General features: G+C 71.6%; 12 protein-coding genes. 8 read left to right on the forward strand and 4 right to left on the reverse strand.

The annotated features are described in order from the left end of the window. Positions 1–64: 64 nt before the first annotated feature. The 4 genes from uvrB (at position 65) to IE237_RS14875 (ending at position 6,173) form a co-directional block, all read left to right on the forward strand. Positions 65–2,203: an excinuclease ABC subunit UvrB gene (uvrB, locus tag IE237_RS14860; protein WP_189802380.1), complete on the forward strand. Its 2,139-nt coding sequence runs from the start codon at positions 65–67 to the stop codon at positions 2,201–2,203. Between the two features lie 151 nt (positions 2,204–2,354). Then, positions 2,355–2,933 (forward strand): TerD family protein, encoded by a 579-nt coding sequence (locus IE237_RS14865; protein WP_189802381.1) that lies wholly within the window; start codon positions 2,355–2,357, stop codon positions 2,931–2,933. 111 nt (positions 2,934–3,044) lie between these two features. Further along, on the forward strand, positions 3,045–4,925 hold the full coding sequence (locus IE237_RS14870; RefSeq protein ID WP_189802382.1) for a TerD family protein: 1,881 nt from the start codon (positions 3,045–3,047) through the stop codon (positions 4,923–4,925). 231 nt (positions 4,926–5,156) lie between these two features. Then, positions 5,157–6,173: a TerC family protein gene (locus IE237_RS14875; protein WP_189802383.1), complete on the forward strand. Its 1,017-nt coding sequence runs from the start codon at positions 5,157–5,159 to the stop codon at positions 6,171–6,173. A gap of 69 nt (positions 6,174–6,242) precedes the next feature. Here IE237_RS14875 and IE237_RS14880 read toward each other — a convergent pair whose 3' ends face one another. The 3 genes from IE237_RS14880 to IE237_RS14890 all read right to left on the reverse strand — a co-directional run bounded on the left by IE237_RS14880 (position 6,243) and on the right by IE237_RS14890 (position 9,040). Further along, a complete protein-coding gene (locus IE237_RS14880) occupies positions 6,243–7,529 on the reverse strand; it encodes an MFS transporter (protein WP_189802384.1) in 1,287 nt (428 codons plus the stop codon). A gap of 135 nt (positions 7,530–7,664) precedes the next feature. Beyond that, a complete protein-coding gene (locus IE237_RS14885) occupies positions 7,665–8,321 on the reverse strand; it encodes an MBL fold metallo-hydrolase (protein WP_189802385.1) in 657 nt (218 codons plus the stop codon). A 35-nt stretch (positions 8,322–8,356) separates the two neighbouring features. Beyond that, positions 8,357–9,040: a maleylpyruvate isomerase family mycothiol-dependent enzyme gene (locus tag IE237_RS14890; protein WP_189802386.1), complete on the reverse strand. Its 684-nt coding sequence runs from the start codon at positions 9,038–9,040 to the stop codon at positions 8,357–8,359. Between the two features lie 204 nt (positions 9,041–9,244). Between IE237_RS14890 and uvrA the strand changes: the two genes are divergently transcribed. Then, entirely contained in the window at positions 9,245–12,298 is a 3,054-nt protein-coding gene (uvrA, locus tag IE237_RS14895) for an excinuclease ABC subunit UvrA (RefSeq protein WP_189802387.1), read from the forward strand. Between the two features lie 131 nt (positions 12,299–12,429). Continuing rightward, a complete protein-coding gene (locus IE237_RS14900; protein ID WP_189802388.1) occupies positions 12,430–12,855 on the forward strand; it encodes a Rieske (2Fe-2S) protein in 426 nt (141 codons plus the stop codon). A 58-nt stretch (positions 12,856–12,913) separates the two neighbouring features. On the opposite strand, the gene IE237_RS14905 is transcribed toward IE237_RS14900, so the two are convergent. Then, a complete protein-coding gene (locus tag IE237_RS14905; protein WP_189802389.1) occupies positions 12,914–13,843 on the reverse strand; it encodes a hypothetical protein in 930 nt (309 codons plus the stop codon). Positions 13,844–14,080: 237 nt separating this feature from the next. On the opposite strand from IE237_RS14905, the gene IE237_RS14910 reads away from it, so the two are divergent. Next, positions 14,081–14,668, forward strand: coding sequence for a papain-like cysteine protease family protein (locus IE237_RS14910; RefSeq protein WP_189802390.1), 588 nt, complete (start codon positions 14,081–14,083; stop codon positions 14,666–14,668). A gap of 5 nt (positions 14,669–14,673) precedes the next feature. Then, positions 14,674–15,438, forward strand: coding sequence for a hypothetical protein (locus IE237_RS14915; protein ID WP_370468185.1), 765 nt, complete (start codon positions 14,674–14,676; stop codon positions 15,436–15,438). Positions 15,439–15,539: the final 101 nt, after the last annotated feature.

Below are 15,539 nucleotides of genomic sequence, written 5' to 3' on the forward strand. Positions count from 1 at the left end.
CCCGGCGACCGGGCGGTGAGCCGATCACCGCCCGAGTGTCAGTGCCGGGTCGTACGGTGGTTGCATGCGGCCCGTTTCCAAGATCGAACGTTCGGTGGCGCCCTTCGAGGTCGTCAGTGAGTACAAGCCCAGCGGCGACCAGCCGACCGCCATCGCCGACCTCGAGCGGCGCATCCGCGCCGGCGAGAAGGACGTCGTGCTCCTCGGCGCCACCGGCACCGGCAAGTCGGCGACCACGGCGTGGATGATCGAGAAGCTCCAGCGCCCCACCCTGGTGATGGCGCCGAACAAGACGCTGGCCGCCCAGCTGGCGAACGAGTTCCGCGAGCTCCTGCCGAACAACGCCGTCGAGTACTTCGTCTCGTACTACGACTACTACCAGCCCGAGGCGTACGTGCCGCAGTCGGACACGTACATCGAGAAGGACTCCTCCATCAACGAGGAGGTGGAGCGGCTCCGCCACTCCGCGACGAACTCCCTGCTCACCCGCCGCGACGTCATCGTGGTCGCCTCCGTCTCCTGCATCTACGGCCTCGGCACGCCCCAGGAGTACGTGGACCGGATGGTCCCGCTCAAGGTCGGCGAGGAGATCGACCGCGACCAGCTGCTGCGCCGCTTCGTCGACATCCAGTACACGCGGAACGACCTCGCGTTCACCCGCGGCACGTTCCGCGTGCGCGGCGACACCATCGAGATCTTCCCGGTGTACGAGGAGCTCGCCGTCCGCATCGAGATGTTCGGCGACGAGATCGAGGCCCTCTCCACCCTCCACCCGCTCACCGGCGAGGTCATCAGCGAGGACCGCGAGCTCTACGTCTTCCCCGCCAGCCACTACGTCGCGGGCCCCGAGCGCATGGAGCGCGCGGTCAACGACATCGAGCGCGAGCTGGAGGGCCGCCTCGCCGAGCTCGACAAGCAGGGCAAGCACCTGGAGTCCCAGCGCCTGCGCATGCGCACCACGTACGACATCGAGATGATGCGGCAGATCGGCTCCTGCTCCGGCATCGAGAACTACTCGATGCACTTCGACGGCCGCGAGCCCGGCTCCGCGCCCAACACCCTCCTCGACTACTTCCCCGAGGACTTCCTCCTCGTCATCGACGAGTCGCACGTCACCGTGCCGCAGATCGGCGCCATGTACGAGGGCGACGCCTCCCGCAAGCGGACCCTGGTCGACCACGGCTTCCGGCTCCCCTCCGCCCTCGACAACCGCCCGCTGAAGTGGGAGGAGTTCCAGGAGCGGATCGGCCAGACCGTCTACCTCTCCGCGACCCCCGGCACGTACGAACTCTCGCGCGGCGACGGCTTCGTCGAGCAGATCATCCGCCCCACCGGACTCGTCGACCCCGAGGTCGTCGTCAAGCCCACCGAGGGCCAGATCGACGACCTGGTCCACGAGATCCGGCTCCGCGCCGAGCGCGACGAGCGGGTCCTCGTCACCACCCTCACCAAGAAGATGGCCGAGGACCTCACCGACTACTTCCTGGAGCTCGGCATCCAGGTGCGCTACCTTCACAGCGACGTCGACACCCTGCGCCGCATCGAGCTGCTGCGCGAGCTGCGCGCCGGGGAGTACGACGTCCTCGTCGGCATCAACCTCCTCCGGGAGGGCCTCGACCTGCCCGAGGTGTCCCTCGTCGCCATCCTCGACGCAGACAAGCAGGGCTTCCTGCGCTCCGGGACCTCCCTCATCCAGACCATCGGCCGCGCCGCGCGCAACGTCTCGGGCCAGGTCCACATGTACGCGGACCGGATCACCCCGGCGATGGAGCAGGCCATCGACGAGACCAACCGGCGCCGCGAGAAGCAGATCGCGTACAACACGGAGCACGGCATCGACCCGCAGCCGCTCCGCAAGAAGATCAACGACATCGTCGCGACCATCGCGCGCGAGGAGATCGACACCGAGGAACTGCTCGGCACCGGCTACCGGCAGGGCAAGGAGGGCAAGGGTGCCAAGGCCCCCGTGCCCTCGCTCGCCGCGCACGGCCCCGCGGCCAGGGGCAAGGCCGGCAAGGCCGGATCGACCGTCGAGCTCGGCACCAGGCCCGCCACCGAACTGGCCGCGATCATCGAGGAGATGACCGACCGGATGCGCGCCGCGGCGGCCGACCTGCAGTTCGAGGTGGCGGCCCGGCTCCGCGACGAAGTGGGGGAGCTGAAGAAGGAGTTGCGCCAGATGAAGGAGGCGGGACTCGCCTGATCCGAAGAGGGCGCGCGGGCGGTCCGGTGTGTTGCAAGACCGACACAAAACCGGACCGCGTCTCCGCGGTGTCGGTGCCGCTGCGTAGGGTGCTCGACAACCGCACGCACCGGACAGCGGGCGCGGGGAACGCTAACGAGAGGGGCAACGCGTGTCGGTCAACATGACCAAGGGTCAGGCCATCAGCCTGGAGAAGAAGGGCGGGGGCAGCCTCACCCAGGTGCGGATGGGCCTCGGCTGGCAGGCGGCGCCGCGCCGTGGTCTCTTCGGCTCGCGCACCCGGGAGATCGACCTGGACGCCTCGGCCGTCCTCTTCGCCGAGAAGCAGCCGGTCGACGTGGTCTTCTTCCGTCACCTGGTCAGCGACGACGGCTCGGTCAAGCACACCGGCGACAACCTGGTGGGCGGCGCCGGCCAGGGCGGCGACGACGAGGCGATCCTCGTGGACCTGGAGCGGGTGCCGGTCCACATCGACCAGATCGTCTTCACGGTGAACTCCTTCACCGGCCAGACGTTCCAGGAAGTGCAGAACGCCTTCTGCCGGATCGTCGACGAGACGAACGGGCAGGAGCTTGCGCGCTACACCCTCGACGGCGGCGGCAACTACACCGCGCAGATCATGGCGAAGGTGCACCGGGTCGGCTCCGGCTGGCAGATGACGGCCCTGGGCAACCCGGCCAACGGCCGCACCTTCCAGGACCTGATGCCCGCGATCCTGCCGCACCTGTAGACGGGCCCGGCACGGCACACCCACAGCTCCCGGAGGCGGCAGGCCACCGGGAGCTGTCCGCATGATCCGCACCGGCGAGCACCGACCGGACACACCGAGGGGACAGAGACGATGACGGCCGAGCTGGTCCGGGGGCAGAACCACCCCCTGCCCGAGACCCGACTGGAGATCCGGGTGTCGGCCGGTCACCCCGTCCTCGCCGGAGCCACCCTCGGTGACGAACAGGGCCGGGTCGCGGGCGCCGAGTGGATCGCCCACCCCGGCGCACCCGCCCTGCCCGGGGTCGGTGTGCCCGGACCGGCCGCCGCCGACCACCGCCTCGCCGTCGATCTGGACGCGGTCCCCGGCGCCGTCCACCGTGTCTCGGTGCTGCTGGCGCTGACCGGCGGAGCCGACCGCTTCGGGGCCCTCGCCGCCCCGTTCGTCGCCGTCGCCGGCCCCGACGACACCGAGATCGCCAGCTACACGCTCACCGGCCTCGACCGCGAGTCCGCCGTCGTCGCCCTGGAGCTGTACCGCCGCCAGGGCGCCTGGAAGGTCCGCGCCATGGGCCAGGGGTACGAGGGCGGGCTCGCCGCCCTGCTCGGCGACCAGGGCCTGGAGCGCCCCGCGGATCTCGCCGCCGCGATCCTGGCGACCGCGACCCCGGAGGCCCCGGACGCCCCGGAGGTCGGCCCCTCGTCCACCGTGCCGTCCCGCGTCCCCGAGCCCGAGCACGTACCCCGCACGGCGCCGGCGACACCGCCTCCCACGCCCGTGACGGGCGTCGGCACCGGCGGTCCCGTCGACTACTCCCACCCCCGGCGCCGGACGGCCCCAGCCCCCGCCCCAGCCCCCGCTCCCGAGCCCCGGCAGGCGCCGCCCGTGCCGGTCGCCGGGGACGCCTCGGGCTGGTCCATGGACGAGCGGCTCTACAACCAGGTGTGGGGCATGTTCGAGGACCTGGCCCGTACCGCCGCCGCCTATCGCAGCGCCTGCGACTTCGCGGAGTCCCGGCTCGACCGGGAGCTCGACGAGACGCTCACCGACTACCGTGCCCGGGCAGACGGCGCGAACGACGCCGCTCGGGCCGCCGCCCGTGCCCGGCACGACGAGCTCGTGGAGCGCGCCCGGGAGGTCCTGGACCGGGACCTCGCCCAGCTCGCCGCCGAGTCCGAGGTCGTCGAGCCGGCCCTGCCCGTGGCCTACGCCCGCTGGGACAACCCCGTCTGGCACTCCTATCGCGTCCCGGCCGAGGAGCCGATGGCCGTCCGCCTCGGCGACCTCCACCTCCCCGAGCGCACCGACCTGCGGATCCCGATGCTCGTCCGGCTGCCGCTGGAGCGCGGTCTGTGGGTGGACTCCGGCCGCGGCCACTCCGAGGCGGCCGGGCTCCTCGACGAGGTCGAGCTGCGGCGGCTCGCCCTGGACTGCGCGGTCGCGCACGCGGCGCGGCTCCTCGCGGCGCATCCGGCCGGCGGGTTCACCGTCCACGTCGTCGACCCGGCGGGCGCCGGTGCCGCGGCCCTCGCGCCGCTCGTGGAGACGGGGGCGGCCGCACCGCCCGCCCGGGGCGCGGCCGGTGTCTCGGCGGTCCTGGAACAGCTCACGGAGCGGGTCGACCTGCTTCAGATGGCCTTGCGGGGCGGTGCGGCCGACGCGCTGCCGCCGGGCCTCGACGCGGCCCGGCAGCTGCTGATCGTGCACGACTTCCCGCACGGCTTCGACGACCGGGCGGTCACCCGGCTCCGCTACCTCGCCGACGAGGGCCCCTCGGTCGGCGTCCATCTGCTGATGGTCGCGGCCCGGGAGGACGCGGCCGCGTACGGGCCGTTGCTCGACCCGCTGTGGCGGTCGCTGCTGCGGCTCACCCCCGTGCCCGACGACCACCTGGCCGATCCGTGGGTCGGCCATGCCTGGTCGTACGAGCCTCCGCTCCTGCCGCCGGGCAGTGTGATCCTCCGTCAGGTCCTCACCCAGGTGGCGGCCGCTCGCCATGGAAAGCAGCTCTGACCTGGCCTTTTGGTGGCTCTTTACCCTTCTCTTTACCTTCTCTTGGTCTTTCGGGTAGTCTTCTTGGTGCGGAGGGGAGTACTCCCCATTGCGCGGCGTACCCGTCAATACGGACGGATCATCATCGATCCGATCCCGGGGCGTCGGCCCGGCGGCCCGTCCGCCGCCCGGGTGGAAGAGACCTCCGGCAGCGACGACGCTGATCAGTAGCCGTACGACGCCGGAGGCGCAGTGGACGTTTCAATGACCCTGTGGGTAGTGACCATTCTTGGTCTCGCTGCCCTGATCGGTGCCGACTTCTTCATCGGGCGCAAGCCCCATGACGTGTCGGTCAAGGAAGCCGGAATCTGGACGGTCGTCTGGATCGTGCTCGCCGTGCTCTTCGGGCTCGGCCTGCTGGTCTTCGGCAACAGCCAGGCGTCCGGGGAGTTCTTCGCGGGCTACGTCACCGAGAAGTCGCTCAGCGTCGACAACCTCTTCGTCTTCGTCCTGATCATGGCGAAGTTCGCGGTCCCCTCCCACCTCCAGCAGCGCGTCCTGCTCGTGGGTGTGGTGATCGCCCTGGTGCTCCGCACGATCTTCATCGCCGCGGGTGCCGCGATCATCGCGAGCTTCTCCTGGGTGTTCTACCTCTTCGGCGCGTTCCTGATCTACACCGCCTGGAAGCTGATCCAGGAGGCGCGCGCGGACGAGGACGAGGAGGACTGGGAGGAGAACCGTCTCCTCAAGACCGTCGAGAAGAAGTTCGGCGTCGCCGACCGCTACCACGGCACCAAGCTCTTCATCGTCAACAACGGCAAGCGGGTGCTGACGCCGCTGATGGTCGTCATGCTCGCCATCGGCACCACCGACATCCTCTTCGCCCTCGACTCCATCCCGGCGATCTTCGGCCTCACCCAGGACCCGTACATCGTCTTCACCGCCAACGCCTTCGCCCTCATGGGTCTGCGGCAGCTGTACTTCCTGATCGGCGGCCTGCTCAAGAAGCTGGTCCACCTCAGCTACGGCCTGTCGGTGATCCTCGGCTTCATCGGCGTGAAGCTCGTGCTGCACGCCCTGCACGAGTCCGGGGTGCACGTCCCGGAGATCACCATCCCGTTCTCGCTGGCGTTCATCGGCGGTGTCCTGGTCATCACGACCATCACCAGCCTGATCGCCTCCAAGAAGCAGGCACAGCGGGAGGCCGCGGAGGCCGCCGAGATCCCGGCCGCCCCCGAGGACACCCCGAAGGACAGCGTCGAGGCCTGACGCCCTCCTCGCACACCGACGGCCGACCGGGTCCACCCCGGTCGGCCGTCGCCGTGTGGGCGCCGGCGCTCAGACGGCCGCGGGCTCCGGCGCCGGCCGTTCGGCGCGGCCCGGGAGGGTCTCGGGGAGGAGGGCGAAGCAGCCGAGGCTCACCAGGGCGACCAGGGTGAGATAGGCCGCGACGCCCCAGGGCGGGCCGGAGCCGCCCTCGGAGAGGGTCGTGGCGACGATGGGCGTCAGCGCGCCGCCCAGGACGCCGCCCAGGTTGTAGCCGACGGCCGCGCCGGTGCAGCGGACGCGGGGCTCGTACAGCTCCGGGAGGTACGCGGCGATCACCGCGAACATCGTGATGAAGGCCAGCAGCGAGCCCAGGAACCCGAGGTACATCAGCGGCGGCCGGGCGGTGTGCAGCAGGGCCACCATCGGGAACATCCACAGCGCGGAGGCCGCACACCCCGCCAGACAGAGCGGCCGGCGGCCCCAGCGGTCGCCGAGCAGGGCCACGAACGGGGTGACGGCGCCCATGACCGCCACCGCCGCCATCACGCAGGCCAGCATCACGCTGCTGCTCACCCCCAGCCGCTCGGTGCCGTAGGCCAGCGCCCAGGTGGAGACCGAGTAGAAGACGGCGTACCCGACGGCGAGCGCCCCGGCCGTCAGCAGCACCAGCCGCCAGTGGTCGCGCAGGACCTCGGCCAGCGGGGCGCCCGCACGCCGCCCGGACGCGGACAGCTCCTCGAACTGCGGGGTCTCCGCCAGCGAGGAGCGCAGCAGCAGCCCGACCAGCGCGAGCAGCCCCGCCGCCCAGAACGGCACCCGCCAGCCCCAGGAGCGGAACTCCGCGTCGCTCAGCCCGGCGGTGAGCGCCAGCATCACGCCGTTCGCCAGCAGGAAGCCGATCGACGGGCCGATCTGCGGGAAGCTCGCCCACAGCGCGCGCCGGTTCTCGGGTGCGTGCTCGGCGGTGAGGAGGACCGCCCCGCCCCACTCGCCGCCCAGCCCGAGACCCTGGAGGAAGCGGAGGGTCAGCAGCAGCGCCGGGGCGGCGATGCCGAGCGTCGCGTACGTGGGGACGAAGCCGACCGCGACCGTGGCGCAGCCGGTCAGGAGCAGCGAGGCGAAGAGGACCGGCCGCCGGCCGTACCGGTCGCCGACGTGCCCGAAGAGGACCGACCCGAGCGGGCGGGCGAGGAACCCGGCGGCGAAGGTGCCGAAGGCGGCCAGGGTCCCGGCGAGCGGCGAGAAGGTCGGGAAGAAGAGCGGCCCCAGGACGAGGGCGGCGGCCGTCCCGTAGACGAAGAAGTCGAAGAACTCGATGGCGGTGCCGACGAGCGAGGCGGCGGCGAGCCGGCCCATCGACGGAGCCGGGGACGAGGGCGGCCGGGACGGCGACGGAGGGTGACTTTGGCGCATGTGGCGCCAACTACCCCGCCGCCGTCCGGGTTACGGGGGCGTACGGAGGTGCGCAGCTCGGAGGGAGCGCGCCGGGTGTCACCAGCCGCGCTCGCGCCACTCCGCGAGGTGCGGGCGCTCGTCACCGAGCGTGGTGTCCTTGCCGTGGCCGGGGTAGATCCAGGACTCGTCGGGCAGGACCCCGAAGAGCTTGGTCTCCACGTCGTGGATCAGGCTCGCGAAGGCCTCCGGGTCCTTCCAGGTGTTGCCCACGCCGCCGGGGAAGAGGCAGTCGCCGGTGAAGACGTGGGGGTGGCCGTGCGGGTCGTCGTAGACCAGGGCGATCGAGCCCGGGGTGTGCCCGACCAGGCGGCGCGCGGTCAGCTCGACCCGGCCCACCCGGATCGTGTCCCCGTCCTCGACGGGCACGTCGGTCGGGACCGGGATGCCCTCCGCGTCGTACGCGCCCGCGTAGGTCCTGGCGCCGGTCGCGGCGACGACCTCCTCCAGGGCCTGCCAGTGGTCGCCGTGGCGGTGGGTGGTGACGACGGCGGTGATGCCGTCGTCACCGATCAGCGTGAGCAGCGTCGCGGGCTCGTTGGCCGCGTCGATCAGCAGCTGCTCGCCGGTCGCCCGGCAGCGCAGCAGATACGCGTTGTTGTCCATCGGGCCGACCGCGACCTTCGAGATCATCAGGTCCGTCAGCTCGTGCACGTCCGCCGGACCGCCGACCTTCACCACTCCGCTGTACGTCATGGCCTCAGCCTAGCCCTGGAGGGTGACAGTGGCGGCTACAGCGGGGGGAGTTCCGGCAGGGGGCCGCCCTTGGTGGTGAGGGCCGAGCCGTCGCGGCGTCCGGCGAGCCAGCCGAGCATCTCGGTGGCCGGTCCCATGACGGCGACGCCGCCCGAGGTGCCGCCGGTCGTCCAGCCCCGCCCGTCGGCCGCCCACAGGACCGTCGCCGGGACGCTCTCCAGGCCCTTGAAGCGCTCGGTCAGGAAGTCGATCTCGCGCTGGACGAACTCCTCGGGAAGGTCCTCCAGCTCGTAGCCGACGCCCAGGTCGACGTGGTGCAGGGCCACCTCCACCCAGCGGCGGAAGGGGATGCGGGAGGCGCTGTCGACGACCCCGTTGCGGAGCTCGACGGTGCGGTTCCAGTCGGCGGGCTCCGCGCCCACGGCCTGGAAGCGGTCGGCGCTCTCGCGCAGGTCGGCGAGGTGGACGTCGAGCGGGCGGGCGGAGTCGCGCTCGATGTCGGCGTCGCGGGTCGCGGCGTCGGCGTACATGGGGCGGCCCTGGAGGACGTTCACCAGGGCGTCGGCGTTACGGGCCACGTGGGCGAGGACATGGCCGCGGGTCCAGCCCGGAAGCCGTGACGGCTCGGCCGCCGAGGCGTTGTCCCAGGAGGCGGCGTCGGCGATCAGCCGGTCGGTCGCTTCGCGTACGGAGGCAAGGTCGAGTTCGTGGTCGATCATGGCGCCGACCCTAGGGGGTGCCGTACCGGTCCGGCCAGGTCGGCGGGGGAGCGGACGCCCCGCGCCGCCACTCGTTCGGGTGAAGCGGTCTCGGGACGGCCGGAAATCGAATGTGCGTGCTATAGGCTCGACGGAAGCATCCGGCATCCTTGGTTGTTGGGTGTGTCAGGCACATCCGCTCTCTCAAGAAAGGTGCGGACCGGCGTGGCCGACCGTCTCATCGTCCGTGGCGCTCGCGAGCACAACCTCAAGAACGTCTCGCTCGACCTCCCGCGTGACTCCCTCATCGTCTTCACCGGGCTCTCGGGGTCGGGCAAGTCCTCCCTCGCGTTCGACACGATCTTCGCCGAGGGGCAGCGCCGGTACGTCGAGTCGCTCTCCTCGTACGCCCGGCAGTTCCTCGGCCAGATGGACAAGCCGGACGTCGACTTCATCGAAGGTCTCTCGCCCGCCGTCTCCATCGACCAGAAGTCGACCTCGCGCAACCCGCGCTCGACGGTCGGCACCATCACGGAGGTCTACGACTACCTCCGCCTGCTCTTCGCGCGCATCGGCAAGCCGCACTGTCCCGAGTGCCGCCGCCCGATCTCCCGCCAGTCGCCGCAGGCCATCGTCGACAAGGTCCTGGAGCTCCCCGAGGGCAGCCGCTTCCAGGTGCTCTCCCCGCTCGTGCGCGAACGGAAGGGCGAGTTCGTCGACCTCTTCGCCGACCTCCAGACCAAGGGCTACAGCCGCGCCCGGGTCGACGGGCAGACCATCCAGCTCAGCGAGCCGCCGACGCTGAAGAAGCAGGAGAAGCACACGATCGAGGTGGTCGTCGACCGCCTCACCGTGAAGGACAGCGCCAAGCGCCGGCTCACCGACTCCGTCGAGACCGCGCTCGGACTCTCCGGCGGCATGGTCGTGCTCGACTTCGTCGACCTCGCCGAGGACGACCCCGAGCGCGAGCGGATGTACTCGGAGCACCTCTACTGCCCCTACGACGACCTGTCCTTCGAGGAGCTGGAGCCGCGCTCCTTCTCCTTCAACTCGCCCTTCGGCGCCTGCCCCGACTGCACCGGCATCGGCACCCGCATGGAGGTCGACCCGGAGCTGATCGTCCCCGACGAGGAGAAGTCCCTCGACGAGGGCGCCATCCACCCCTGGTCGCACGGGCACACCAAGGAGTACTTCGGCCGGCTCATCGGCGGGCTCTCCCAGGCCCTCGGCTTCCGCACGGACATCCCGTACGCCGGTCTGCCGCAGCGCGCCAAGAAGGCCCTGATGCACGGCCACAAGACCCAGGTCGAGGTCCGCTACCGCAACCGGTACGGGCGCGAGCGGGCGTACACCACCCCGGCCTTCGAGGGCGCCGTCTCCTTCGTCAAGCGGCGCCACACCGAGGCCGAGAGCGACTCCAGCCGCGAGCGCTTCGAGGGCTACATGCGCGAGGTGCCCTGCCCCACCTGCGAGGGCAGCCGCCTCAAGCCGATCGTCCTCGCGGTCACGGTGATGGACCGGTCCATCGCCGAGGTCTCCGCGATGTCCATCAGCGACTGTGCCGAGTTCCTCTCCCGGCTCACGCTCAACGCCCGCGACAAGAAGATCGCCGAGCGGGTCCTCAAGGAGGTCAACGAGCGGCTGCGCTTCCTCGTCGACGTCGGCCTCGACTACCTCTCGCTCAACCGGGCGGCGGGCACGCTCTCCGGCGGAGAGGCCCAGCGCATCCGGCTGGCCACCCAGATCGGCTCCGGCCTGGTCGGCGTGCTCTACGTGCTCGACGAGCCGTCCATCGGCCTCCACCAGCGCGACAACCACCGGCTCATCGAGACCCTGGTCCGGCTCCGGGACATGGGCAACACGCTCATCGTCGTCGAGCACGACGAGGACACCATCAAGGTCGCCGACTGGGTCGTCGACATCGGCCCCGGCGCCGGCGAGCACGGCGGCAAGGTCGTCCACTCCGGCTCCCTGAAGGAGCTCCTCGCCAACGAGGAGTCGATGACCGGGCAGTACCTGTCCGGCCGCCGGGCGATCGCCACCCCGGACATCCGCCGCCCGATGGACCCCGGACGCCGGCTCACCGTGCACGGGGCCCGCGAGAACAACCTGCGGGACATCGACGTCTCCTTCCCGCTGGGCGTCCTCACCGCCGTCACCGGAGTCTCCGGCTCCGGCAAGTCGACCCTGGTCAACGACATCCTCTACACCCACCTGGCGCGCGAGCTGAACGGCGCCAAGTCGGTGCCCGGACGGCACACGCGCGTGGACGGCGACGAGCTCGTCGACAAGGTCGTGCACGTCGACCAGTCCCCGATCGGCCGCACCCCGCGGTCGAACCCGGCGACGTACACCGGCGTCTTCGACCACGTCCGCAAGCTCTTCGCCGAGACGATGGAGGCCAAGGTCCGGGGCTACCTGCCCGGCCGCTTCTCCTTCAACGTCAAGGGCGGTCGCTGCGAGAACTGCTCCGGCGACGGCACGATCAAGATCGAGATGAACTTCCTCCCGGACGTCTACGTCCCGTGCGAGGTCTGCCACGGCGACCGGTACAACCGGGAGACCCTGGAGGTCCACTACAAGGGCAAGTCCATCGCCGAAGTCCTGAACATGCCGATCGAGGAGGCCCTCGACTTCTTCGAGGCCGTCCCGACCATCGCCCGCCACCTGCGCACGCTCAACGAGGTCGGACTCGGCTACGTCCGCCTCGGCCAGTCGGCCCCGACGCTCTCCGGCGGCGAGGCCCAGCGCGTGAAGCTCGCCTCCGAGCTCCAGAAGCGCTCGACGGGCCGCACGGTCTACGTCCTCGACGAGCCGACCACGGGTCTCCACTTCGAGGACATCTCGAAGCTGATCAAGGTCCTGTCCAACCTGGTCGACAAGGGCAACTCGGTGATCGTCATCGAGCACAACCTCGATGTCATCAAGACCGCGGACTGGGTCATCGACATGGGTCCCGAGGGCGGCAGCGGCGGCGGTCTGGTGATCGCCGAGGGCACGCCGGAAGAGGTCGCCTCGGTCCCCGAGAGCCACACCGGCAAGTTCCTCCGCGAGATTCTCGGCGCCGACCGGATCAGCGACGCCGGCGCGACGATCCCGGCGGCCCGCGGCGCGAAGAAGACGGCGGCGAAGAAGACGGCGACGGCCGCGGCGGCGAAGAAGGCCCCCGCCAAGAAGACCGCGACCAAGACCGCGAGCAAGGCCGCGGCCACGGCCGGAAAGGCCGCCGCCGGCAAGGCCGCCGCCAAGAAGACGACGGCCCGGGCCCGCAAGGCCTGACACGGAGGCGGGGCCCCACACGGGGCCCCGCCTCCCGGGTCAGGCCCGGCCGACGGCCCGGGAGAGCCCGCCGGTATCGTCGTTTCGGTCACCCCTGGGTGTCTTGTCCCCGATCTCACCGTGGAGCGCTCATGTCCGGCCAGTCCAGCCGCCGCACCGTACTGAAAGGCGCGGCCCTCGCCGGAGCCGCCGGGCTGGGAGTCGCCGCCTGCTCCACCGAGTCCAAGCTCGGCCACGCCCAGGTCCCGACCCCGACCGCTCCGGTCCCGCTCGGCGCCCCCGACGAGGTGCCGGTCGGCGGTTCCAAGCTCTACCGCGAGCAGCGGGTCGTCGTGAGCTGCCCGGCCAAGGGCCAGTACAAGGCCTTCAGCGCCCAGTGCACCCACGCCGGCTGCGTGCTCGACAAGGTCGAGGAGAACGAGGGCAACTGCCCCTGCCACGGCAGCCGCTTCGACGTGACGACCGGCAAGGCGCTCCGCGGCCCCGCCACCGTCCCGCTGCCCGAGGTCCCGATCCGCGTCGAGGGCGGCCGGCTGGTGGCCGGGCCTGAGGCCTGAGGGCCCGAGGCCCGAGGCCTGAGGCCTCGGGGGCTCGGGGGCCGAGGTTCCCGAGGCCTCACTCCCAGTCCCAGTCGACCCCCAGGATCCCCGGGCGCACTCCCTGCTCCACGACGTGCACCGTGCGGTGCCGGCCACTCAGGGTCAGCTCCGCACGGCCGCCGCGCGGCGCCCCCGTCGTGGCCTGCGCGAACCTCCGGCACCGCACCGGAAGGGCCGCCTCGTCGAAGCGGACCTGGAGCACGTACTGCCCGCCCGCGAAGCTGAAACCGCGCACGTACTCCCCGCTCGGACCCGCCGTGCCGTCCTCGAAGCCGTACGAGAACAGGTACGTGTCCCCGGCCCGCAGCCGTGCGTCGAAGAGCAGCTCCGCGATCAGCACGCCCGTCCCGGCGTGCCACCGCACCCGCCCGGTCCGGCAGTTCTCCACCGCCCGCACCACCACCCGGGACGGGTCGCAGCCGGGGTCCCCGTGATGGATGGCGAGATAGCGGTCCACGCCGTCCCGGTGCGCCCGCACCACGTGCTGCGACTCCCGTCCCACCAGCTCGCGCCCCGCACCGATCCGTACCCGCTCCTGGTGCCCCACCGTGTGCAGCCCGCCGTCCGCCGGTGACTCGAGCTCCGCGAGCAGCTCCTCGACCGAGCCCGAGGCCTCCACCAGTGAGCGGTACGAGCGGGCCGCCGGGCGCTCCACCTCGGAGCGGGCGGCCGCGTCCTCCGTCAGGAGCCGCAGCAGCGAGTTCACCGGCAGTTGCAGCACCTCCTCCAGGGCGCGGACGGCCTTCAGCGACTCCGGCCGCTGCGGGCGGCGGGCGCCCTGCTGCCAGTAGCTCAGACTCGTCACCCCGACCCTGACGCCCCGGTGCGCGAGGTGGTGCTGGACCCGCTGGAGCGGCAGCCCGCGCACGGCCAGCGCGGTGCGCAGCGCCAGATGGAAGGGACCGGTGTGCAGCAGCTGCACGAGATCGGCCTCGGTGTGGCTCACGAGGACTCCTCAGTGAACGTTCACGGTGGGGGAGCGGACCGCGGCGCCGCGTGGGGTGGGCGGGCAGGTGGACCGGGGGCGTCCGTTCACACCCGGGTCACACCGTTCACAGTCCGATGTCACCCCGCATTGAAGCGTGTTGACCCGGTCAGGACAACGGCAGATGCTCCTGACCAGCGTCCGGACGCGCTCCTCCGACTCCCCACATCCCCACACCCCCGCCCCGGGAGGAACGCGATGCGCAGAAGAAAGCTGAACCTCGCGGCACTCGCCGCAGCCGCCCTCTTTCTCGTCCCCACCACCTCGGCCTCCGCCGCACCCGCCGGCGAGGACGTCGCCGCCCTCGCCTCCAAGCGGCTGAACATCACCATGCAGGCCCAGCAGAAGACCAACTGGTGCTGGGCGGCGAGCGGCAACACCATCGCCACCTGGTACGGCCGGAACTACAGCCAGAACCAGTTCTGCAACGCCGCCTTCAACCGCCAGCAGGGCTACGACTGCCCCAACAACCAGGCCACCCTCGGCAACGTCCAGACCGGACTGAGCTGGGCCGGCATCAACCCCGGCTCCTACGTCACCGGATGGCTGCGCTACTCGACCGTCCAGACCGAGATCAACGCCGACCGGCCGATCGAGACCCGCATCCAGTGGGCAAGCGGCGGCGGTCACATGCACGTCGTCCACGGCTACGACGACGCGAACAGCTGGGTCTACTGGGGCGACCCCTGGCCCTCCAGCGACCGCTACAACTGGGCCTCGCACGCCTGGTACGTCGACAACAGCTCGTTCTCCTGGACCCACTCGCTCTACCGGATCGGGGCGTGACGACGATGAACGCACGCGCACGTGCCGCGGCCGCCGGCCTCCTCACCACCGTCGCGCTCGTCGCCCTCGGGGCGCTCCCGGCCGCCGCCGCCGGAGGCCTCCCGCCCGCGCCGACCCCCGAACAGGCCGTCTCCGCGCCGCAGACCCTGGACACCCTGTCCCGGTTCTTCGCCCGCGACGGGGCCCTCGCCCGCACGGCGGCCGCGCCGCGCGTCGAGGGCGCCTCCGTCCCGGTGCGGGTCCTCTCCCCGGACTTCGTCGCCGGGAAGCCCGGGGCGCCGGTCGCCCGCGTCGAGTTCCGCGCGAGCCTGGCCGTCGCCTCGGACGGCCAGAAGGCCTCGCTCTGGACGGTGAAGCAGGCGGGCGGCTGGCAGGTGGTGAACATCGCCACCGGCGACGACGAGATCCGTTACGCGGAGCTGGGCCGCGGCGGCCTGGTCTTCCGCGAGCCGCAGATCGACGCGTGGTACGTCCAGAAGGGGGCGAAGGTGCTGCCGCTGGACGAGGACGCGGTACGGGCCGTCGGCCGCGACGGGACGAGCCTCACGGCCTACCGGGAGCGGGTCGCCCGCGCGTACGGCGACAAGCTGCCGGGCTCGGCCTATGCGCGGAAGGGGGCGGCGGGGGGTTACGACGCCGCGTCCGTGCCCGCGCCCGCGGTCGAGGAAGGGCCTGGTGGGACGGTGGCGGCGGGCGCCGGTGTCGGTCTGGCGCTCGCCCTGGCGGCGACGGCGACGATACGGCGCCGCCGCGCGACGCGAGCGGCCTGAGCCGAGCCCGCCCGTTGTGGGCAATCGTTCCGCCGGGGCGGAACGGGTGGGCACAACGGAACGGCGCCCTTGCCGGCGCCAGAGGCTCCCGCGCCCCGACC

Origin of the sequence: Streptomyces tanashiensis (assembly GCF_014648895.1) — a bacterium.
GTDB classification, from domain to species: Bacteria; Actinomycetota; Actinomycetes; order Streptomycetales; family Streptomycetaceae; genus Streptomyces; species Streptomyces tanashiensis.